Source organism: Shimia gijangensis (genome assembly GCF_900142085.1).
Classification (GTDB): Bacteria; Pseudomonadota; Alphaproteobacteria; order Rhodobacterales; family Rhodobacteraceae; genus Shimia; species Shimia gijangensis.
Genome location: NZ_FQZQ01000017.1, coordinates 67,507 through 88,233 on the forward strand (window position 1 = coordinate 67,507; position 20,727 = coordinate 88,233).

At 56.9% G+C, this 20,727-nt stretch carries 21 protein-coding genes; 10 read left to right on the forward strand and 11 right to left on the reverse strand.

The genetic code is table 11. From position 1 onward, the window contains the following. The first annotated feature begins 5 nt into the window (after positions 1-5). The 4 genes from thrC to BUC32_RS14670 all read left to right on the forward strand — a co-directional run bounded on the left by thrC (position 6) and on the right by BUC32_RS14670 (position 4,751). Positions 6-1,394 carry a threonine synthase gene (thrC, locus tag BUC32_RS14655; protein WP_073254394.1) on the forward strand — a complete coding sequence of 463 codons (1,389 nt, stop codon included), beginning with the start codon at positions 6-8 and terminating at the stop codon, positions 1,392-1,394. Continuing rightward, entirely contained in the window at positions 1,391-2,653 is a 1,263-nt protein-coding gene (locus tag BUC32_RS14660; protein ID WP_073254397.1) for a M16 family metallopeptidase, read from the forward strand. The genes thrC and BUC32_RS14660 overlap by 4 nt, the downstream gene beginning before the upstream one ends. Further along, complete coding sequence (locus BUC32_RS14665; RefSeq protein WP_073254400.1) at positions 2,653-3,243, forward strand: GNAT family N-acetyltransferase; 591 nt, start codon at positions 2,653-2,655, stop codon at positions 3,241-3,243. Before BUC32_RS14660 ends, BUC32_RS14665 begins: the two co-directional genes overlap by 1 nt. A 95-nt stretch (positions 3,244-3,338) precedes the next feature. Continuing rightward, positions 3,339-4,751 carry an FAD-binding oxidoreductase gene (locus BUC32_RS14670; protein ID WP_073254403.1) on the forward strand — a complete coding sequence of 471 codons (1,413 nt, stop codon included), beginning with the start codon at positions 3,339-3,341 and terminating at the stop codon, positions 4,749-4,751. Between the two features lie 51 nt (positions 4,752-4,802). On the opposite strand, the gene BUC32_RS14675 is transcribed toward BUC32_RS14670, so the two are convergent. From BUC32_RS14675 to BUC32_RS14685, 3 genes are all read right to left on the reverse strand, one after another. Continuing rightward, on the reverse strand, positions 4,803-5,342 hold the full coding sequence (locus BUC32_RS14675) for an adenine phosphoribosyltransferase (protein WP_073254406.1): 540 nt from the start codon (positions 5,340-5,342) through the stop codon (positions 4,803-4,805). A gap of 83 nt (positions 5,343-5,425) precedes the next feature. Continuing rightward, entirely contained in the window at positions 5,426-6,055 is a 630-nt protein-coding gene (locus BUC32_RS14680; protein ID WP_073254408.1) for a LysE family translocator, read from the reverse strand. After that, complete coding sequence (locus tag BUC32_RS14685; protein ID WP_073254488.1) at positions 6,052-6,927, reverse strand: S-methyl-5'-thioadenosine phosphorylase; 876 nt, start codon at positions 6,925-6,927, stop codon at positions 6,052-6,054. Before BUC32_RS14685 ends, BUC32_RS14680 begins: the two co-directional genes overlap by 4 nt. A 158-nt stretch (positions 6,928-7,085) precedes the next feature. Between BUC32_RS14685 and BUC32_RS14690 the strand changes: the two genes are divergently transcribed. Together BUC32_RS14690 and BUC32_RS14695 are read left to right on the forward strand one after the other, a co-directional pair. Then, positions 7,086-8,015, forward strand: a complete 930-nt coding sequence (locus BUC32_RS14690) for a proline racemase family protein (RefSeq protein ID WP_073254410.1) — start codon at positions 7,086-7,088, stop codon at positions 8,013-8,015. A 99-nt stretch (positions 8,016-8,114) separates the two neighbouring features. Further along, complete coding sequence (locus tag BUC32_RS14695) at positions 8,115-9,785, forward strand: SulP family inorganic anion transporter (protein WP_073254412.1); 1,671 nt, start codon at positions 8,115-8,117, stop codon at positions 9,783-9,785. Between the two features lie 30 nt (positions 9,786-9,815). On the opposite strand, the gene BUC32_RS14700 is transcribed toward BUC32_RS14695, so the two are convergent. The 3 genes from BUC32_RS14700 to BUC32_RS14710 are packed head-to-tail and all read right to left on the reverse strand — an operon-like array spanning position 9,816 to position 11,703. Next, complete coding sequence (locus tag BUC32_RS14700) at positions 9,816-10,457, reverse strand: glutathione S-transferase family protein (RefSeq protein ID WP_073254414.1); 642 nt, start codon at positions 10,455-10,457, stop codon at positions 9,816-9,818. Then, positions 10,451-11,095, reverse strand: coding sequence for a CatB-related O-acetyltransferase (locus BUC32_RS14705; RefSeq protein WP_083599343.1), 645 nt, complete (start codon positions 11,093-11,095; stop codon positions 10,451-10,453). Before BUC32_RS14705 ends, BUC32_RS14700 begins: the two co-directional genes overlap by 7 nt. Before the next feature lie 2 nt (positions 11,096-11,097). Then, on the reverse strand, positions 11,098-11,703 hold the full coding sequence (locus tag BUC32_RS14710; RefSeq protein ID WP_073254416.1) for a flavin reductase family protein: 606 nt from the start codon (positions 11,701-11,703) through the stop codon (positions 11,098-11,100). Between the two features lie 79 nt (positions 11,704-11,782). Between BUC32_RS14710 and BUC32_RS14715 the strand changes: the two genes are divergently transcribed. After that, entirely contained in the window at positions 11,783-12,274 is a 492-nt protein-coding gene (locus BUC32_RS14715; protein WP_073254418.1) for a GNAT family N-acetyltransferase, read from the forward strand. Positions 12,275-12,305: 31 nt separating this feature from the next. Beyond that, positions 12,306-13,094 carry an EcsC family protein gene (locus BUC32_RS14720; protein WP_073254420.1) on the forward strand — a complete coding sequence of 263 codons (789 nt, stop codon included), beginning with the start codon at positions 12,306-12,308 and terminating at the stop codon, positions 13,092-13,094. 258 nt (positions 13,095-13,352) lie between these two features. Here the strand turns inward: BUC32_RS14720 and ptsP are convergent, their stop codons facing one another. The 5 genes from ptsP to BUC32_RS14750 form a co-directional block, all read right to left on the reverse strand. After that, complete coding sequence (gene ptsP, locus BUC32_RS14725; protein WP_073254422.1) at positions 13,353-15,596, reverse strand: phosphoenolpyruvate--protein phosphotransferase; 2,244 nt, start codon at positions 15,594-15,596, stop codon at positions 13,353-13,355. A 214-nt stretch (positions 15,597-15,810) separates the two neighbouring features. Next, positions 15,811-17,049: an aspartate kinase gene (locus BUC32_RS14730; RefSeq protein ID WP_073254425.1), complete on the reverse strand. Its 1,239-nt coding sequence runs from the start codon at positions 17,047-17,049 to the stop codon at positions 15,811-15,813. Positions 17,050-17,229: 180 nt separating this feature from the next. Then, positions 17,230-17,874 (reverse strand): SDR family NAD(P)-dependent oxidoreductase, encoded by a 645-nt coding sequence (locus tag BUC32_RS14740; RefSeq protein WP_073254432.1) that lies wholly within the window; start codon positions 17,872-17,874, stop codon positions 17,230-17,232. Positions 17,875-17,889: 15 nt separating this feature from the next. Next, positions 17,890-18,375, reverse strand: a complete 486-nt coding sequence (locus tag BUC32_RS14745) for a DUF1178 family protein (RefSeq protein ID WP_073254434.1) — start codon at positions 18,373-18,375, stop codon at positions 17,890-17,892. A 111-nt stretch (positions 18,376-18,486) separates the two neighbouring features. Continuing rightward, positions 18,487-18,969, reverse strand: a complete 483-nt coding sequence (locus tag BUC32_RS14750) for an NUDIX hydrolase (RefSeq protein WP_073254494.1) — start codon at positions 18,967-18,969, stop codon at positions 18,487-18,489. A 234-nt stretch (positions 18,970-19,203) separates the two neighbouring features. On the opposite strand from BUC32_RS14750, the gene BUC32_RS21225 reads away from it, so the two are divergent. Both BUC32_RS21225 and mraZ read left to right on the forward strand, forming a co-directional pair. After that, positions 19,204-19,419 (forward strand): GFA family protein, encoded by a 216-nt coding sequence (locus tag BUC32_RS21225; RefSeq protein ID WP_456114787.1) that lies wholly within the window; start codon positions 19,204-19,206, stop codon positions 19,417-19,419. 801 nt (positions 19,420-20,220) lie between these two features. Beyond that, positions 20,221-20,724, forward strand: a complete 504-nt coding sequence (mraZ, locus tag BUC32_RS14760; RefSeq protein ID WP_073254497.1) for a division/cell wall cluster transcriptional repressor MraZ — start codon at positions 20,221-20,223, stop codon at positions 20,722-20,724. Positions 20,725-20,727 lie beyond the last annotated feature (3 nt).

The following is a 20,727-nucleotide window of genomic DNA, read 5'->3' on the forward strand; positions in this document are numbered from 1 at the left end:
GACCCGTGAAATACATCTCAACCCGCGGCAACGCCCCGGAGCTGACTTTCGAAGACGCCATGCTGACCGGGCTTGCCCGGGACGGCGGGCTTTATGTGCCTGAAACCGTGCCAACCATGTCCAAAGAGGAGATCGCGGCACTGGCAGGATTGTCTTACGAAGAAACTGCCTTTCGGGTGATGAAGCCGTTTTTGGGCGGTGTTTTTTCAGATGAAGAATTCAAGGGCATTATTGCCCGGGCCTACACGGGCTTTCGCCATGACGCGCGCGCGCCATTGGTGCAACTTGGTCCGAACCATTTCCTGATGGAACTGTTCCACGGACCGACACTGGCGTTCAAAGACTTTGCGATGCAGCTGATCGGTCAGTTGTTTCAGTTCTCCTTGGCGCGGCGTGGCGAGCGTGTCACCATCGTGGGAGCGACGTCGGGCGACACAGGTTCCGCCGCGATTGAAGCCTTTCGTGGGCTGGACAATGTGGATGTGTTCATCTTGTTCCCACACGGTCGAGTGTCCGACATTCAGCGCAAACAGATGACCACGCCGGAAGATGCCAATGTGCATGCGCTGGCGATGGACGGTGATTTCGATGATTGTCAGGCCAAGCTGAAAGACATGTTCAACGATTTTGAGTTCCGTGATGGCGTGAAACTGGCTGGTGTGAACTCGATCAACTGGGCGCGGGTGTTGGCTCAGGTGGTGTACTATTTCTCAACCGCCGTGTCGCTTGGAGCGCCAGATCGCAAAATCTCGTTCACCGTGCCTACTGGCAACTTTGGCGATATCTTTGCCGGCTACATTGCCAAAAAAATGGGCTTGCCGATTGATAAACTGGTGATCGCGACCAACCAGAACGACATCCTGCATCGCACGATGGAAACGGGAGCCTACACCAAAGAAGGAGTCACCCCGTCGATCAGCCCGTCGATGGATATTCAGGTGTCGTCCAACTTTGAGCGCGCCTTGTTTGACGCCTATGGTCGTGACGGCAGTGCCGTGGCGCAGTTGATGGACGAACTCCAAGACGGCTCTTTCACAGTGAGCCAGGGGGCAATTGACGTGTTGCGTGATACCTTTGCGTCCGGCCGTGCCTCGGAAGAGGAAACCATGGCCGAGATTACGGCGGCGTTTACACAAACCGGAGAAGTGCTTTGCCCTCATTCCGCGGTTGGGGTAAAGGTCGCGAACGAGAATCTGGGTGATAGCCCAATGATCACACTGGCAACCGCCCATCCGGCCAAATTCCCCGATGCTGTGGAACAAGCCATGGGCGCGCGTCCCGACCTGCCACCGCATATGGCAGATATGATGGATAAACCTGAGCGTGTCACGCGGGTGCCCAATGATCTGGAGCATCTGAAGGCCCTCATTAAAGAGCGGATCGCCGCACGTTGACGACACAAATACACACGCTGCCGAATGGCTTCCGGATCGTGACCGAGCATATGCCCGGTCTCGAATCTGCATCAATTGGGATTTGGGTCAGTGCCGGTGGGCGCCATGAAACCAGCGCTCAGAACGGTATCGCCCATTTTCTGGAGCATATGGCCTTCAAGGGCACCAGCAAACGCAACGCACTTGAGATCGCCGAGGCGATTGAAGATGTGGGGGGCTATATCAATGCCTATACCAGCCGCGAGGTGACCGCCTATTATGCCCGGGTGCTCAAAGGCGATGTGGCTTTGGCGCTGGATGTGATTGGTGATATCGTTCTCAATCCGATTTTTGATGCCAACGAAATCGAAATCGAGCGCGGTGTGATCCTTCAGGAAATTGGCCAGTCGCTGGACACACCTGACGATGTGATTTTTGACTGGCTTCAGGAACGCGCTTATCCCGATCAACCGATTGGACGCACCATTCTGGGTGCTGAAGAACGGGTCAAAGCCTTTGGGCGCACCGATCTGGCCGGGTTCGTTGCCGAACATTATCGCCCAGAACGCATGATCCTGTCTGCGGCTGGCGGGGTCGATCACGACGAGATTGTGCGCCTTGCTGAAGACATGTTTGGTGGGCTCAGTGGTGGCAAAACCCCGGTCTATCTGCCTGCGCGTTTTCAGGGAGGCGAATACCGCACCGAAAAAGCGCTGGAACAAGCCCATTTCGCGCTTGGACTGGAAAGCCCGGACTATTGCGATCCCGAGATTTATACGGCCCAGATTTACAGCACAGCGCTTGGTGGCGGCATGTCGAGCCGCCTGTTTCAGGAAGTGCGGGAAAAACGCGGGCTTTGCTATACGATCTATGCGCAGGCCGGAGCCTATGCCGATACCGGCATGACAACGATCTACGCCGGTACGTCCGGGGCTCAGGTGGCGGAACTGGCCGAGATCACCATTGATGAGTTGAAGCGCGCCGCAGACGACATGAACGCAACTGAGATTGCGCGCGCACGCACGCAGATGAAGGCTGGCATGCTGATGGGGCTCGAAAGCCCGTCCAGTCGCGCTGAACGACTGGCGCGGATGTTGTCGATCTGGGATCGTATTCCAACGTTGTCTGAAACGGTTGAACGCATTGATGGCATCAGCGACGACGACGTGCGCTGCTTTGCCGAACATATGGCGTTGGTCGCACGGCCTGCAATGGCGCTTTATGGCCCGGTGTCATCCGCACCTGATCTAGCCACACTGCAGGAGCGACGAGCGGCGTGATGCTATTGAACCGGCGCAAGGTACGAATCGAAACCGAGCGGCTGACATTGCGCCCGCCGGTGCATTCGGACTTTCGTGACTGGGCAGAGCTGCGCGGAAGCAGTGCGGATTTTCTGATCCCGTGGGAGCCGGCCTGGTCTGCAGATCACCTGACCCGTAAAAGTTTTACCAATCGAGTCTACTGGGCCCAACGATCAATTTCGGGCGGAACCGCGGTGCCTTTGTTCCTGACCCGTCGCAGTGATAATGCGTTGATGGGGGCGATCACTCTGGATAATATCCGCCGCGGCCCTGCGCAATCGGGGACGTTGGGCTATTGGGTGGCCAAGCAATTCACCCGTCAGGGGTATATGCGCGAAAGCATTGAGGCAGTGGTGCACCACGCTTTTGCACAAATGGACCTCAGCCGGATCGAAGCTGCCTGCTTGCCAGAAAACACACCGTCGCGTGGTGTGCTGGAAAAATCCGGTTTCAAATACGAAGGCGTGGCTCAAAGCTATCTGCAGATCAACGGACGCTGGCGCACTCATGTGCTGTATGCGGCGCTGCGCAATGACCGCCGTGGTCGCACGATGGCCGGCCAAGCCTGAGTACGGGCAGGGCACCTGGGCGTAACCTGATGTTTCGCCGACCTGTAATCGCAACGGCACTGGACGAATTTATGAACCATGCTAGGACTTAAGGCATGATCCTGAATTCTTTATCCCAAAATTTGATCGAAACTCTGTTCAACGCTCTGCCCGAAGATTGCCTGCGTCGCGCCGAACCACGCTATCTCGAAGAACCACGCAGTCGGTATCGGGGAAACAACGCCTCTTATGTGGCTCTGCCACGCACCGTGGACGAAGTGGCCACTATTGTGCGCGCTTGCAACACGGCCGGTGTGGGGATTGTCCCATACGGCGGCGGCACAGGGCTTGTGGGGGGGCAGGTATTGGATCAGGGTCCTGTGCCTCTGATCCTGTCGCTGGAACGCATGAACAAAATCCGCGCTGTTCATCCTTTGGAAAACGTTCTTGTGGCCGAGGCCGGTGCGATCCTGGCGTCCGTTCAAGACGCGGCAGAAGAGGTGGGGCGTTTGTTTCCGCTGTCGCTGGCCGCTGAAGGGTCTGCAACAATTGGCGGCAATCTGTCGACCAATGCAGGCGGTGTGAACGTGCTGCGCTATGGCAATACGCGCGACCTTTGTCTTGGGCTAGAGGCCGTGTTGCCATCCGGCGAGATTTGGCATGGTCTGACACGCTTGCGCAAAGACAACACTGGCTATGATTTGCGCAACCTTTTGATTGGAGCCGAAGGCTCTTTGGGCATTATCACCGCCGCGGCCCTGAAAATGGCCCCAAGACCGGCGTCTTATGGCACAGCCTTCATGGCCGTCAACGGCCCCGATGCAGCGCTCCAGCTTTTGGCGCTTGCGAGATCTCACGTCGGCGAGAGTGTCAGCGCTTTTGAGTTGATCCATCGCCAGGGTCCCTTGTTTGTGGCCGAAACACTGCCAGATGTGCGCCAGCCTTTTGTGGACCCACCTGAATGGATGGTTCTGGTCGAATTTGGCATGCCTGCCGGGGCGGATAGTGCTCTTGAAATGGTCTTCGAAGTTGCATTGGAAAAAAACTTGGTCAACGATGGGGTGATCGCTCAAAGCGCGGGCCAGCGCGCCGATTTCTGGTCCCTGCGCGAGCACATTCCAGAGGCCAACAAGCGCATCGGCTCAATCAGCAGCCATGACATCTCTCTGCCTCTGAGCGCTGTGTCTGAGTTCATCATCGTGGCCAACAGCGCGCTTGCCGATCTGGGCGAGTTCCGCATCAATTGCTTTGGCCATCTTGGCGACGGTAATCTGCATTTCAATGTCTTTCCCCCAAAAGGGCAAGACCGCGAGGATTTTGTCCATCTGCGCGACGCGGTCAAAAACTGCGTCCACAAGCTTTTGCAAGGCTTTGAAGGGTCGTTTAGCGCCGAACATGGCGTGGGACGGATGAAGGTCGAGGATCTTGAAAAATACGGAGATCCCACGCGTCTGATCGCCATGCGCTCGATCAAAACGGCCCTTGACCCCAATGGCATCATGAACCCCGGCGCCGTGCTGCGCGCCTGAGTTTCATCTTTGCAAAAATATTTCGTGGGGAAGGGGTGTGTCCTTTAAGTCTTAAAGCCCTTCAAATTCACAGAGAACCTGAACGTTCATACCCATGTCTTCGATCTTTTTGCGCCCGCCCAGTTCAGGCAGGTCAATGATGAAAGAACAGGCAATAATCTCGCCGCCCAGACGTTCAATCAATTTGATGCTGGCCTCGGCCGTACCGCCGGTTGCCAACAGATCATCGACCACCAGAATTTTTTCGCCCGGCTGAATGGCGTCGTCATGGATTTCCATGATCGCTTCGCCATATTCCAGTGTGTATTCCTCAGAAATCGTAGTGCCGGGCAGTTTACCCTTTTTGCGGATTGGCACAAAGCCAACAGACAACTGATGCGCGATGGCTCCGCCAAGGATAAACCCGCGCGCCTCAAGGCCGATCACCTTGTCGATACGCTCTCCTGCAAACGGGTGCAACATTTGGTCAATCGCCATGCGAAACCCGCGCGGGTCGGCAAACAATGTGGTGACATCGCGAAACAGAATGCCTTCGTGGGGGAAGTCCACGATGGTGCGGATGTAATCTTTGACGTCGTTGCTTCTGCGCATGGCCGGGCCCTTTGAAAAATATCGGTTACCGTTTGGCGGAACTTGGGAGGTGACGCAAGGGGCGTATGGGCGCAGATAACAAATCAGGTACTACGCCGCATCAGGGCGGTGAAGATACCCATTCCCATCAGAGTGACTCCGCCCAACCGGGTCAGATTGCGCAACACCGTTGGGCGCGACATACGTGCCCGCAGACGGTCGGCCAACAATGCATATGCCAGCGCATTGAGCGACGCAAAACTCACGAATGTCACGATCATGATCGCAAACTGCACCGAGATTTGCCGAGTGGGGTCAATGAATTGCGGTACAAAGGCGATAAAGAAGCCAATACTTTTTGGGTTTAGTGCTGTCACGATGGCCGCGTGGGAAAACACCGCGCGTGGGGTTTCCGCAGGCGCGTCCAGCAGACCGTCCATTCGGGCCCGACCGGCACCCTTGAGCATGCGAAACCCAAGCCAGATTAAATAGGCCGCTCCGACCCATTTTAAAACTGTAAAGGCCGTGGCCGAAGCCAGCACCAACGCACCAAGCCCCAACAGCGACGCGGTCATCGCCAGAAAATCACCCAACGCCACGCCTGCCACGGTGGCCAAGGCGACTTTGCGCCCCTGGCTCAGCGCGTAAGACAGCACCAAAAGCACGGTTGGACCGGGGATTAGTAAAAGCACGTTTGATGCGGCCACAAAGGCCAGCCACATTTCTAAACTCATGTCAGCACACGGCCTGCAACGGCGGACAATCTGCTGACCATGGCCGGGTCCCGCGCCTCAGGTGCGGTCAGGATTGCGTATTCCAATGCCCGATCACAACCATGCGGGCAGGGCGCGCGTTCAGTGCCAAGCATACCCGGAAGGCGGCGTACCAGATCACGGGCTTTGCCGGCATTTCCGGTCAATGTGGCAATGATATCAGAGACATCGACCTCACCATGATCAGGGTGCCAGCTGTCATAGTCAGTGACCATTGCAACGCTGGCGTAACAAATCTCGGCTTCGCGGGCGAGTTTGGCTTCGGGCATATTGGTCATGCCAATCACATCACAGCCCCAGATTTCGCGGTACATTTTGGACTCGGCCAGTGAAGAAAACTGCGGCCCTTCCATCGCGAGATAGGTACCGCCCCGATGCACAGTGATCCCTGCGTCTTTGGCGGCTGTTTCGCAGGCATCGCTCAGGCGTTCGCATGTCGGATGCGCCACGCTGACATGCGCCACCAGACCGGGGCCAAAAAAGGATTTCTCGCGCGCAAACGTGCGGTCAATGAACTGATCCACAACCACAAAATCCCCCGGCGCCATGTGTTCGCGGAACGACCCCACCGCCGAAACCGAGATCACATCCGTCACGCCGATCTGCTTCAACGCGGCAATATTGGCCTGATAGGGCACTGATGAGGGCGTGTGCACATGTCCACGCCCGTGACGCGGCAGAAAAGCCATTTTCACGCCGTCCAGCGTACCGGTCAGAATCTGATCCGACGGCGCCCCCCATGGGGTTTCAACCGCGGTCCAGTTTGCGCCTTTCAGCCCGTCGATGTCATAGATGCCTGAGCCGCCGATCACGGCAATCATGGTCTCGGTCATGGGGTGCTCCTGTTGATTGTCTTGCGGCCATTTTTGGCGGGGCTTGTCGTAGAAGACAAGCCGCGTGTCGCCCAAGTTGCGCGACATCATCGCAAACGACACGCTAAGGTATCACTAAGGGGCTGTCGGATCAGGAATGGCCACCACAGGAGAGTCACATGCGCGCCCAGGTCGCTGATGTCGAGATTTGCAAAGATATTCTGCGCGTTGTGCTAGAGGGCGCGCCAGAGCTGCAGGCCCGAACGCCGCTGGATGCGCTGGCGGAACTGCGCGCAAACCATGATGCATTCCGTCGCTTTCTGCTGGAGCCACCGCATGGACATGCGGATGTCAACGCCTGCCTGTTGCTGCCCGCAATGGAGGTGGGGGCGCAAAACTGTCTGGTGGTTGCAGCACAGTTTGGCTATGCGCCCGTGGCAGGGACCATGGTGATGGCAGCCTGTGCTGCCTTGTCGGAAACCAAAGAGATTGCGCATGATACCGGCGGAACACTGTGTTTTGACACCGCCGCGGGGAGGCAACGGGTCACCCGCCGCGACCTTACCGGCGAACACCCGCAAACCGTTTGGCAAACCTCGCGGCCGCGTTTGTGCGAAACAGATGCTCTCTTGTCGGTGGGCGGGCGCGCGGTTCGGGTCAGCCTGGTTCATTCCGGAATGGCCTATGTCGTGGTTGCGGCCCGTGATCTGGCGATTTCAATGCAGGACCATGTGGCCCTTTCGCAGGCGGGCAGGGCTGTTGTCGCCGCTGCACGCGAGGCCTTTGCACTGAAAGATTATGGTCTGCAGGGGCTGGTTGAGACCTATCTGGTCATGGTGGTTGGTGACATCGACAGACAAGGCGCGCGGCCCACGGTGGACGTCGCCTGGGTCTCGGGATCAGGTCTTGTCGCAAACTCGGCCGGAGGCACCGGCGCCCTTGCGGTTGCCGCCCATCTGCAGAGCCTCGGCGCGCTAGAAACAGGCGAGGTGCTTGTCACACAGGCCCCCGGCGGCCCGTTTGAATGCACGTTGCTTGACGATCACGCCGAAGTCGCCGGGTATCCCAGGTTGCTGGGTATCAGGACGTTGCAGGACGGGTCGTTTTAGCTGGATGCCCCAGTGCGCTCACATATCAACTGTTGTGCGATTGCGGCAATTCCGCTAGGGACGGCGCAGCGAACACTCCCAATTTTGCAGGTACCCCGCATGAGACGCGCCGCGCTGGCCCTCTTGGCCAAAAACATTTCCCCGCCCAATCTTTCTGTCATGCAGGACGAAGGGCTGACCGTCGGACGTGTCCGCACCGAAGTTCTCTCGGGGCTGACCGTGGCTCTGGCATTGGTGCCCGAGGCTGTGGCCTTTGCCTTTGTCGCCGGGGTGCACCCTTTGGTGGGGCTTTATGCGGCATTCCTCGTGGGGTTGATCACAGCGATTATCGGTGGACGTCCGGGCATGATTTCGGGCGCGACGGGCGCGCTGGCGGTGGTCATGGTGGCACTGGTGGCGCAGCATGGCGTTGAGTATTTGTTCGCGACCGTGGTTCTTATGGGCGTTCTGCAGCTTATCGCAGGCGCGATGCATTGGGGCAAGTTCATCCGGCTGGTGCCGCATCCGGTGATGCTGGGCTTTGTGAATGGCCTTGCGATCGTTATTTTCCTGGCCCAAATGAGCCAGTTTAAAGTGCCGGGTTCAATGGTTAGCGATGGTCACGGAATGACCGGTGGCGAATGGCTCTCGGGCATGCAGATGGCCACGATGCTGGGTCTTGTGGTGCTGACAATGGCCATCGTTTGGGGCCTGCCCAAGGTCACAAAAATCATTCCGGCCCCACTTGCGGGCATCGCGATCACGGCGTTTGTGGTGATCGGCTTTGGTCTGGATGTGCCGCGGGTTGGCGATATGGCCTCTATTCAGGGCGGTTTCCCGAGTTTTCACATCCCGTTTGGTGACGGTGTTGGCATCTATGGCACAGCACTTGCGCCGTTTAACCTTGAGACGTTCTGGATCATCCTGCCTTTCGCCGTAATTCTGGCGGCGATTGGCCTGATTGAGAGCCTGCTGACGCTGAACCTTGTGGGTGAGATGACCGGCAAACGTGGCGGTGCGTCGCAAGAATGTATCGCCCAGGGCGTGGCCAATGTCACAACCGGTTTTTTCGGCGGCATGGGGGGCTGTGCGATGATTGGTCAGTCGATGATCAACGTGAAATCCGGTGGCCGCACGCGGATCGCTGGTATCGCTGCGGCACTCTTCCTGCTGATTTTCATCGTTGCGGCCAGCCCGCTGATCGAACAGATCCCGTTGGCCGCTCTGGTCGGTGTGATGTTCATGGTGGTGATCGGCACATTTGCGTGGAACTCGTTCAAGATCATGCGCCGCGTGCCCCTGATGGACGCCTTTGTCATCGTGCTGGTGACGGTTGTGACCGTGATGGAAGACCTCGCGGTTGCCGTCGTGGTGGGCGTGATCGTCTCGGCACTGGCCTACGCCTGGCAAAATGCGCGGCGCATCCACGCCATCACCCGTGAATCCGAAAGCGATCCGGGTGCCAAGGTCTATGAGATCCAGGGCCCGCTGTTCTTTGGTTCGTCCGAAGGCTTTATCGAGCTTTTTGATATCGCCCATGACCCCGACCATGTGATTATCGATTTCCAGGAAAGCCGTGTGGCAGATCAATCCGCCTTGCAGGCGATCGAGGCCGTGGCAGCCAAGTATCAGGCTGCTGGCAAACAGGTCGCCCTGCGCCACCTCAGCCGTGATTGCCACCAGTTGCTCAGCCGGGCAGGCCATCTGGTGATCGACAGTGACGATGATCCCGAGTACGAAATTGCGGTGGATTACTCGGTCAAAACCGGCATTCTCGGCGGCGGTCACTAATCCAAACAGTCAACAAAAAGCTGCGGGTGTTCAGAGCACCCGCAGTTCTTCGTATGAGATCATAACAGTGTTGCGGTAGGCGGCCCGGGTCTTTAGCCGCGCATAATAGGCCTCAAGTGCCGGCCACTCAGGTCGCGCAATGTCAATATCGAAATACCGATATAGGACATGACCCAGCTGGATATCTGCTAGGCTGAACTGATCTCCAGCCAGATATGCGTGCTTCGATACTTGTTCCTCAGCAATGGCCAATTTCACCGACAACCCGTCCAGCGCCCGCGCGATGGCGGCTGGATCTTGGTCCTTGGGGGCTGTGCGCACCACCTGCCAAAACACCGGCACGGTAAAGGCTTGGGCGATATTCAGCTTGGCCCACTCAGCCCATTTGTCGACCCCGGTTCGAGCAGCAAGATCGCTTGGCCACAAGACGTCCGATCCGTATTTGTGCCCCAAATAGCGCAGGATTACGCCGGTCTCCCACAAGGGCGCAATGCCGTCGTCCTCGATCACGGGCACCGTGCGGTTCGGATTGAGAGCATAAAACGCGTCTGTGTCGACCACGCCATAAATGTGTCCTGCATCGTGACGGGTATGCTCCATCCCCAGCTCTGCCACCGCCCACATCACCGCCTGCACATTGGACGAGGTCTTGCGCCCCCAGATCCTCAACATGTCGGTTGCTCCTGTTCCAGCGCGTCGATATCGCCCTGCAGAATAGCGGGCAGTGCGGCTTCAATCTGCGCCAATGGCCAGTCCCACCACGCCAGCGCCAGCAGACGCTGAATGATGCCTTCGTCAAAGCGAAACCGCTCAACGCGCCCCGGATTGCCGGTCACGATGGCATAGTCCGGCACCTGACCGCGCACCACGGCACCCGCGCCAATGATGACACCATTGCCGATGCGCGCACCCGGCAGGATCAGCGCGCCGTAACCGATCCACACGTCATTGCCGACCACAGTATCGCGAGTGTCAGGCTGAAACCCTTGCATGTTCTCAGGGTCAAACACCGGAAATGGATAACAACTCAGCCCGTCCATAGCATGATTGGCCGAGCTGGTCAGAAACCGCACCCCATGGGCGATCTGGCAGAACCTGCCAATGCGCAGCGTTTCCTCTGAGAAGGGAAACAGATAGGGCGCAAGCCTCGCGGCCCAATCCTCCGGTGGGTCAAAGTCCGAGGCATAGGAAAACGCCCCCGCCTGAAACTTGGGGTGCTCAATCACGTCGGATAGAAAAACCGTGCCCTTATGATCCGTGCCATCCGGCAAGGTGATCGGATAACGTCGTGAAGGGTCGGGCAGGGGCATGATCAGTCGTCCGGGCGCGCCAGAGTAAAGGTATTGTCGACCACAGAATAGTCCCGGTATCCCAACCGTGCCAAGGGACGAAAGGTTGTGACATCAAAAATGCCTTCCACGATGCAATTGTCGCGCATGTGGATGCCGGTGACTTCGCCGTGGATCACGTAGTTGTTGGCGCCTTTCATCTGAAGGATATCGCTCACCTGACACTCCATACTGGCAGGCGCATCCGCAAGTCTTGGGCAGGTTATGGTCTCGCACTGTGCCGCTGTCAGGCCTGCGCGTTCAAATTCATCCACTTCCCTGGCGTACCCTTCGGTCGAGATATTCATCGCGTCCGTCATCGCCTGTTCTACGATGTTGATGCAAAACACGCCTGTTGCGCGAATATTGGCCAGTGTGTCTTTGGCGTTGGTTTGATCTTCTTTGGTGCCTGTGCTGGCGAACATCACTTGCGGCGGGACATATGCGGTGCCATTGAAAAACGAATAGGGTGCCAGATTGGCGTTTCCGTCCTGATCCTGCGTGGATACCCATGCGATCGGACGTGGGGTGATAAGCGCATTAAACGGATTATGCGGCAGGCCGTGGCCATTTTCTGGACGATAAAACATTTGAAAGCCTTCCTATGGTTTGCCCAACAGGTAACGCCGTGCTAGGGCGGTTTCCACGAAAAAATGCGAGGCAGGTCAGGTGATCCGGCTGACAGCAGAAACGGACGAGGATTGGTGGGAAGTTGAAGCCCTCTATGACCTGTGCTTTGCACCGGGGCGGGAAGCCTTGTCATCTTACCGCTTGCGTGATGGCGTTCCGTCGGTTTCCGGGTTGTCCATGGTGGCGCGTGACGCAGAGAATATTCTGGCTGGTGCGATCCGCTACTGGCCGGTGAAAGTTGGCGAACAAGACGTGTTGCTCCTGGGACCTGTGGCCGTACACCCAACCCATCAGGGCGAAGGTCTGGGCGGATTTTTGATCCGCGAGAGTCTCGCTGTTGCCGTCCCCTTAGGGTGGGAGCGTGTCCTGTTGGTTGGAGACGCGCCTTACTATGGCAAATTCGGATTCCAAAAACTGGACGGCGTGGTGATGCCACCCCCGACCAATCCGAACCGTGTATTGGGGTTTGAACTTGTTTCCGGCGCATGGACAAGTGTGCGCGGAGAGGTGGTTTCGGTTGCCCACTCTTGAACCTGGGCACTTTCCAACCAATCTATAGAGCATGACAAAGGATCTTGTGTTTGAAAGTGACACCCTGCTACCGCAGGATGTGGACGACGAACTAAGCCGACTTGTTGCGCGGTATCATGGCGCCGGTGGCCTTGGGTTTGAGTTACTGAATGCCTTGGGCGGTCAGATCGAAAATGTTTTCGATAAGCTGCCCCGAAACATCGTTGATGGCCTTGAAGGCGCAACCGGGCAGGCTTTGAGCAGCGCAATGAAAGTGGCGCACCGGTCACGCGGTGTCATGGATGATCGAATTGGGTGGCTCAATACTGCTTTGGCCAGTGCACTGGGTGCGGCCGGAGGAATGGGCGGCACCCCCACTGCCTTGGCCGAACTGCCTGTGACCACAACTGTTTTGCTGCGCGCCATCCAAAGTGAGGCCGTGAAACTTGGCTTTGATCCGGCCTCTGAGAACGTGCAATTCGATTGCATTCAGGTATTTGGCGCGGCAGGACCTTTGGCCAAGGATGATGGGGCTGATATGGCTTTCGTCAGTACGCGGCTTGCTTTGACCAGCGGCAGTATGCAGGCCCTGATCGCCAAGGTAACCCCAAAGCTTGCTGTGGTGCTTGGTCAAAAACTGGCGGCCCAAGCCGTGCCAGTGTTTGGCGCGGTGGCTGGGGCAACGGTCAACTATGCATTTGTGACCTATTATCAAGAGATTGCACATGTGCACTTCGGCCTGCGCAAGCTGGCGATCGACAGCGGTGTGGCGCATGACACATTGGTCGCTGAATTGAAGGCCCGCATGCGGCCGCCTAAGCTATCGGGAAAAACCGTCTGAGGTCGGTGACTTTGATGCGCAAAGGAGCCTCCGGCGGGAGTATTTAGAATACACTGAAGCCGTTCAGCATTCGTTTGCCATGCTGCGGCAATCTCGTTATCCGTCACAGGCCGGAGAGCCGATGGGCGTAAATAGTGCGGCTCCGTTTCGGTGAATCCGACAAACAAGCGGTTATGCAAAGCAGGGTAATCGCTAAATCCCACTACATTATTTCAAGAATACTCTCGCTAAAGGTTTTGCGCCTATCGGGTGCAAACTTCAGGATTGGGCACGTAGGTAGTCCATCACAGCCGGGCGCACGGATTGGTCGCCGCGTTCTCGGGCATCCACGATCACCTGACGTAACTCAGAGAGATTTGTGCGTCGGATCAGGCTTTTGACCGGGCCAATGGACGCCGGGCGCATGGACAGCGTGCGCAATCCCATGGCAGCCAGACAAATGGCTTCAATTGGGCGACCAGCGTCTTCGCCGCAGAAACTAAGCGGCGTATTGGTGTTGTTGCAGCGGTTCACGATGCTTTCGAGGAAGGTCAGAAAGCTGACGTTCAGTGTGTCATAGCGGCGGCGCACCCGTTCGTTCTCGCGGTCGGCGGCAAAGAAGAACTGTTTGAGATCATTGCCGCCAATCGACAGGAAGCCAACCTCTTCAAAGAATTTCTGTGGCGCAAAGGCCAAAGACGGCGTTTCAAGCATGGCCCCAAGTTCCAGCGTCTCGGGTAAGGGATGTCCAAGTGCGCGTTCACGTGCCTTGGCTTTTTCCATTTCAGCCAGGGCGCTGGTGTACTCTTCAAATTGCGCCACAAAAGGGAACATCACTGTCAAAGGACGGCCATTGGCCGCGCGCAACAAGGCCTGCAACTGCATACGCATGATACCGGGTTTGTCGAGCCCAACTCGGATAGCACGCCACCCCATCGCCGGATTTGGTTCATCCTGTGGTGTCATATAGGGCAGTACTTTGTCCGACCCGATGTCAAGCGTGCGAAACACCACGCGTTTGCCGTGGGCTGCGTCCATAACCTTGGAGTAAAGTGCCGCCAGTTCGGTGCGCTTGGGCATTTGGTTGCGGATCAGAAACTGCAGTTCGGTCCGAAACAGGCCAACCCCTTCGGCACCGGAATTATCCAGACTAGGTAAATCGGCCATCAGTCCGGCGTTCATATGCAGGTTGATTTCGGTGCCGTCCAGCGTGGTGCCGGATTTATCGCGGATCGACGCATAGCGTTCCTGCGCTTTGGCCTGCATCGCAATCTTGTCGCGAAAAGCGGTCACCACGGAATCGTCGGGCCGCAGGTGCACCGTGCCTTCATCCCCGTCGACCATGATATGATCGCCGTTCAACGCTTCGGTGGTCACGCGCTCTGCATGAATGACCAATGGAATTGCCAGCGCGCGCGCAACAATGGCCGCGTGCGAGCCAACCGAGCCCTCTTCGAGGATGATGCCACGCAGACCACGGCCATACTCCAGCAATTCAGCCGGGCCGATATTGCGCGCCACAAGAATTGGATCGGTGGGCAACTCAGCCCCGGTTTCCGCGCCCTGACCGGTCAGTATCCTCAACAGGCGGTTGGACAGGTCATCAAGATCGTGCAGGCGTTCGCGCAAGTAAGCGTCGGTCACCTGCTCCATGCGCGTGCGCGCAGTGTTTTGTTCTTTTTCTACGGCGGCTTCTGCCGAAAGGCCTTGGGCGATGTCATGTTCCATCCGGCGCATCCAGCCTTTGGAATTGGCAAACATCCGATAAGCTTCGAGCACCTGAAGCTGTTCCTTGTCGCCGCCCGCCGCTCCATCAAGCATCTTGTCGACGCCGACGCGCAGCTGATCCACTGCATCGTTCAGGCGCTGCGATTCGACCTCGGGATCATCCGCAATCGGGTTGGTCACCACCACACGCGGTTCATGCAGCCAGACGTGGCCTTCTGCGGCACCTTCTTGGGCGCAGGCTCCTTTGAACATCACAGATTGCTGATGGCGCGCGCCCATGGCGGCGTTGTCGCCCAGAAAGGCTCCAAGCTCGGTCATTTCCGCGAGCACCATGGCAACAACTTCAAGTGCATAGGTCTCGTCAGCGGAATAATTGCGCGCGTCGCGCGATTGCACCACCAGAACCCCAAGGTTTTCACCCAGACGTTGGATCGGCACGCCGCAGAAGGATGAGAAAACCTCTTCCCCGGTTTCCGGCATAAAACGGAAGCCTTTTTCAGATGGCGCATCCGCCGTGTTGACCACACGGGATTTCTTGGCCACCCGACCCACGAGGCCTTCGCCAATACGTAGTCGCGTCTGGTGCACGGATTCTGGGTTCAAACCTTCGGTGGCGCAAAGCTCGAGGGTTTCTTCATCACGAAAAAGGTAAATCGAACATACCTCAGTGCCCATCGAAGACGCGATCAAATGGGTGACCTTGTCCAGACGGGTCTGACCAGCGCTGTCCTCGGCCAGCGCTTCTCGCAAGCGTCCAAGCAGCTTGCGGCTTTCAGTTTGAGAGCGTTCCGACATGTCCCCCCAGAGGCCCCGTTATTGGTTAATTTTTTATGAATAGAACACATGCCGGCGGGAATCGGAACGCGTTTTTGTATCTAAGCTGTCAGCCCATCGGCGCAAGAGCGGTGTTTCGCCAAAAATAGCGGCAATTCGAAACGGAATTGATCTTAAAAGAAAACGCCCCGGACACCAAAGGCCCGGGGTGTGCATTGGTTAATATCAGTGTAACTCAGGCGGCTTTTTCCAGCTCGAACGCGTCATGCAAAGCCTGAACCGCAAGTTCAAGATATTTGCGGTCGATCAGAACCGAGATTTTGATTTCAGAGGTCGTAATCACGCGGATGTTGACGCCGTCGTCGGACAGCACTTTGAACATCTTGGCCGCTACACCGGATTGTGAGCGCATGCCGATGCCCACGACAGACACTTTGGCCACGTCCATGTCGACGTCGAGGTCGGCAAAGTTCAGGCCGCCCGAGGATTTCAGTTCGTCCAGAGCCTGCTCGGCGCGCTTCACCTGATCGGTGGGCAGGCTGTAGGTCATGTCGGTGCGACCCTCTTCCGAGATATTCTGCACGATCATGTCAACGTTGACACCGGCCTCGGACAGGCAACCAAAGATGATCGAGGCGATCCCAGGACGGTCAGCCACAGACAGAAGGGTCATTTTGGCTTCGTCGCGGCTAAAGGCGACCCCTGCAACTACGTTGGATTCCATGATTTCCTCCTCATCGCACACCAGTGTGCCAGCTTCATCGGATTGTTCTTCAAACGAGCTTAGCACTCGCAGTTTCACTTTGTAACGCATGGCCAGTTCGACCGAGCGGGTCTGCAGGACTTTTGCACCAAGCGAGGCCAGCTCCAGCATCTCTTCGAACGAGATCTTGTCCAGTTTGCGCGCTTTGGGCGAAACGCGTGGGTCAGTGGTATAGACCCCGTCTACATCGGTATAGATATCGCAGCGTTCGGCGCCAAAGGCGGCAGCAAAAGCCACGGCAGTGGTGTCCGAGCCACCGCGGCCCAAAGTTGTAATGCGGCCTTCCGGGCTGATGCCTTGAAATCCGGCGACAACAGCAACGCGCATGCCTTCGCCAAACTTGGCCATGATATTGTCGGTTGGGATTTCTTCGATCCGGGCGGACGCGTGCGCGCTGGTGGTCATGACCGGCACTTGCCAGCCTTGCCAGCTGCGCGCAGGCACATCCATTTCCTGTAGGGTCAGGGCCATCAGGCCCGCGGTCACGTTTTCGCCGGATGACACCACCGCGTCATACTCGCGGGCATCAAACAAGGGCGAGGTTTCATTGACCCAGCCAACCAGTTCGTTGGTTTTGCCTGACATGGCCGAGACGATGACGATCACGTCATAGCCCTTGGCGACTTCAACGCCGATGCGTTTAGCAACGCGTTTGATGCGGTCCAGATTGGCGACAGAGGTGCCGCCAAATTTCATCACGAGAACGGGCATGGGTTTTCCTTGCGCTTGGTTCGGGACGCGGTTTACGCGTCTGCGCGCGGGCTTGCAAGCGGGGTTGCTTGTCGCAGAGTCAATCCTTGCGAAAACACAAAGGGAAACAGGGGGCATTGCCCCTCTGGTCGCCATTGGCGTGCATTCGCCCCAGGGTACTAACTTCCACTTGGCAGCGGGTCAGAAAGCGTGAGTGCGCCCGCCCCATGTGCGAAAACACCCCGTCGTGGCAAGATCAAGTTCGTCAAACCGCGTCACAAGTCCCTCGGCGCTTTCATCTACAGTGATATCAGCGGCCTCAGACCCCATATCGGTTTTGACCCAACCCGGATGATAGATGCCCACAGCGATGCCGATGTGTTCCAGATCCTTGGCCAGATTACGCCCGAGATTAAGGGCTGCGGCTTTGGAGGCGCGGTAGATATAGGACCCTCCGGGCGCGCGTTCCTGTGAGGCCATTTGGGACGAAATAATGGCGATCTTTGGGGTTTTCGCCAATTGGAGGTTGGGCAGCAGGCTTTGTACGGTCAGGAAGACGCCTGTTACATTGGCCGCAAAGGTATCAGCCCACATTTCGGCCGGGTAGCCATCGGCAAGGCTTTCTCCTTTGTCAAAGTACACCCCGGCGTTACAGATCAAAAGGTCAACCGGGCGACTGTCCAGCGTGCGGGCCATGGCTGCGTGGTCATCGGGTTTGGTGACGTCCAGCGACAGAAACTCACCGGCGTTGCGTGCTGTGCCAGTCACATCATAGCCGCGAGCGCGATAGCGCGTGTCAATGGCTTGGCCGATACCTCGGTTTGCGCCAGTGATGACCACATGCATGGCGTTTCCTTCTCTTTAGTTGGTTTTGCGACCCGGTCGGAATGGCAAAGGCAGGACGGAAATGCCGTCTTCTATGAGAGCCTTGGCTTCTTCAGGTTTGGCTTCGCCATAGATGGATCGTTCAGGCGTGTCGCCGTCATGCATGGCGCGGGCCTCTTTGACAAAGTTCACACCGACATAATCGGAGTTTTCTTCGACTTGCTTCTTCATATTCGCGATGGCTTGCTCGGCCTCGTTGGCCGGAGCGCTGAGCGAAGCAGGGGCAGTGGCTTGATTTTGGGGTGTCGGTTCGCAAGCGGGGCCCGGGGATTCAGCTGGCTGGTGCGCGACGTTGCGCGCGGGTCGCACCCGGGGCGCCATCATTGCTTTTTCAACCGAGGTGTCACCGCATATTGAGCAGGCGATCATGCCTGCGGTCAAGAGTTTGTCATAGGCGTCGGCAGACTGGAACCAGCTGTCAAAGCGGTGGTCCTGTGTGCATTTAAGTGTGTATTGGATCATGCCGGTTGCGCCTTTGAGGCTCCTGCGAGCTGCTGAACAAAGATAGGGTTGCCGTCTCTGGTGATCAAGCAATAACCGCAGGTTCGGGTCTTGGTGTGTGGCCTAAACGGATCAAAGCAATTGCGAGGCGTCAAAATTGCGCAATATCTGCGCCAATTCTGGTTCGCGTACCCGTGACGCCGCTTTTTGCGGACTCAACCATTTTCGCCGGCGTTGGTCCGCTTCGGGAAATACGTTGCGCGTTTTGCGCGCAGCGAGCGGGTAGACCGAGACCATCACCGGCACAGGTCTTTCACCGCGGCGGGTTGGTATGGTTTTGAAATACGAAAAATACCCGATGGGCTGATTGTAAGTGGTGCCTTTGACACCCGCTTCTTCCCAGGCCTCCTGAGCGGCGGATTCGGCTGGAGTTTTGCCCCCCATCGGCCACCCTTTGGGAATGCTCCAGCTATGGGAACGTCGGGTGGTGATCAGCAAAACCTGGGTCTTTCCATCGCGCACCCGAAAGACCAATGCTCCGAATTGCGTGCGCAAATCGGTTTTGCGTGCTTTACGCATTGAGATTGGGTGTTGTTTCGGGAGGTGCATTGTCATGCGTTTGACCCGTTTGCCTGATAGTCTGCCCTTCATTTGGGTTAGGATACGACAGCTTCAAGCCCGCGCCAACAGCAACTTGGTCAAAAATCACGAAATCTTGTAACGTTGCAATGAGCAAACACCATATCGTGGGCAAATTGGCAGGCGGGAGTGCGGTATATGGAGAAAACTTCAGGACGATGTTTTTGTGGGCAGGTGACATAGCGGTACGCTGGCTCGCGTCTGCGCAATCTGATTTGCTATTGTGAATGTTGCCAGAGAGCCACCTCGGCACCCTTTGCGGCGTTCATTGTTTGTGTGTCCGATCAGGTAAAGTGGGAAGGCCCGCTGACCCATTTTGAAAGCTCGCTGTCAACGCAACGCGGGTTTTGTTCTGCCTGTGGTGCGCGCATGTGTTTCGTTCCGAAAAATGGCCGGATGAAATCCACATTCTTGCAACCACTTTAGATGATCCGTCAAAGTGCACTATCGACCGTCATGTTGTCTGGGGTGCACACGCACCTTGGTTCGAAGAGATCGGGGCTTTGCCGAAGGGTCGTAGTTTTGCTAAAAAGCCGGAGATAAAGCCTTCATAGTGGGCTGCATCCCGAATTCCCGATGTTATTAGGCGACGCGCCACTTTGCGCGTCATTCTTTTCCCGCCTTGGGTAGCGTGGGAATTCATGGGAATGGCCACGAAAAGGGTGATGAAGGTCGAATCATGCCCATGTCCATCTACATTTTCCGAGCGTCTTTTGTGGTTGAGAAGCGAAGTTTTTAAAGAAAACTCGAAATTATTGGGAATTTTAGGGAGGTTTCGCTACGGGCTTTGGCTTGTCTATATATCGCGTCTCCTGCGAAAATTTACTCCATATCTTGTGGTTGAGGGGTGTGTTCTTACACGATATGTTGTTTTTCAGCGTCGCCATGAACAAGATATTGTGCAAATTCCCAAAGATTTCTATTGATTCCCATGAATTCCCATGGCAATCATTTGTTACACGATGAGGACGGGATCAAAAATAGGGGCGCTAAAGACCCCGAACAGACTCCCAAGTCAGGTTTCATACAGGCACCCGCTTTCATCGAACCAAGAGATCCGGCGCGCGGGCGAGCAGACATCCCCCCAGGTGGCGCGCGCAGCTGGACACCCCGCTAGACGGGACGAGGGCGGCGAATTGATGTGTGGCAGCAAATCAATTCGCCGTTTCCCGTCGGGGCTCCAAAAAATGAAACATGACACGGGGACAAGAGAGGGACCGGCACGCAGTGGCACGCAGGTTCAGAGGCGAAAGCCATCATAAGGTGGACAATAAGGGCAGGGTGTCTATCCCGGCCTCGTTTCGCCGTGTGCTCGAATCCGGTGATCCCAATTGGCAGTCTGGCGGCTCTCCTGAACTGGTGATTGTTTACGGCGACCACCGTCGCAATTACCTTGAATGCTATACAATGGACGCGATTGATGAGGTCGACGATAAAATCGCCGCCCTTCCGCGTGGATCGATGGAGCGTAAGATGTTGCAGCGCCTGTTCCACGGCCAGTCTTTTCCAACAAACGTGGATGAAACCGGGCGCCTCGTGTTGCCTGCCAAGCTGCGTCAGAAAATCGACATTGATAACGAGGCCTTTTTTATCGCGGCAGGTGACACGTTCCAGATTTGGAAGCCGGAAACCTACGATCAGGACGAGCTGGCCAAAACCGAAGAGTGGCTCGACGATCTGCCCGAGGATTTCGACCCTCTGATCTTCCTGGATAAGCAGAAGGAGGAGTGAGGC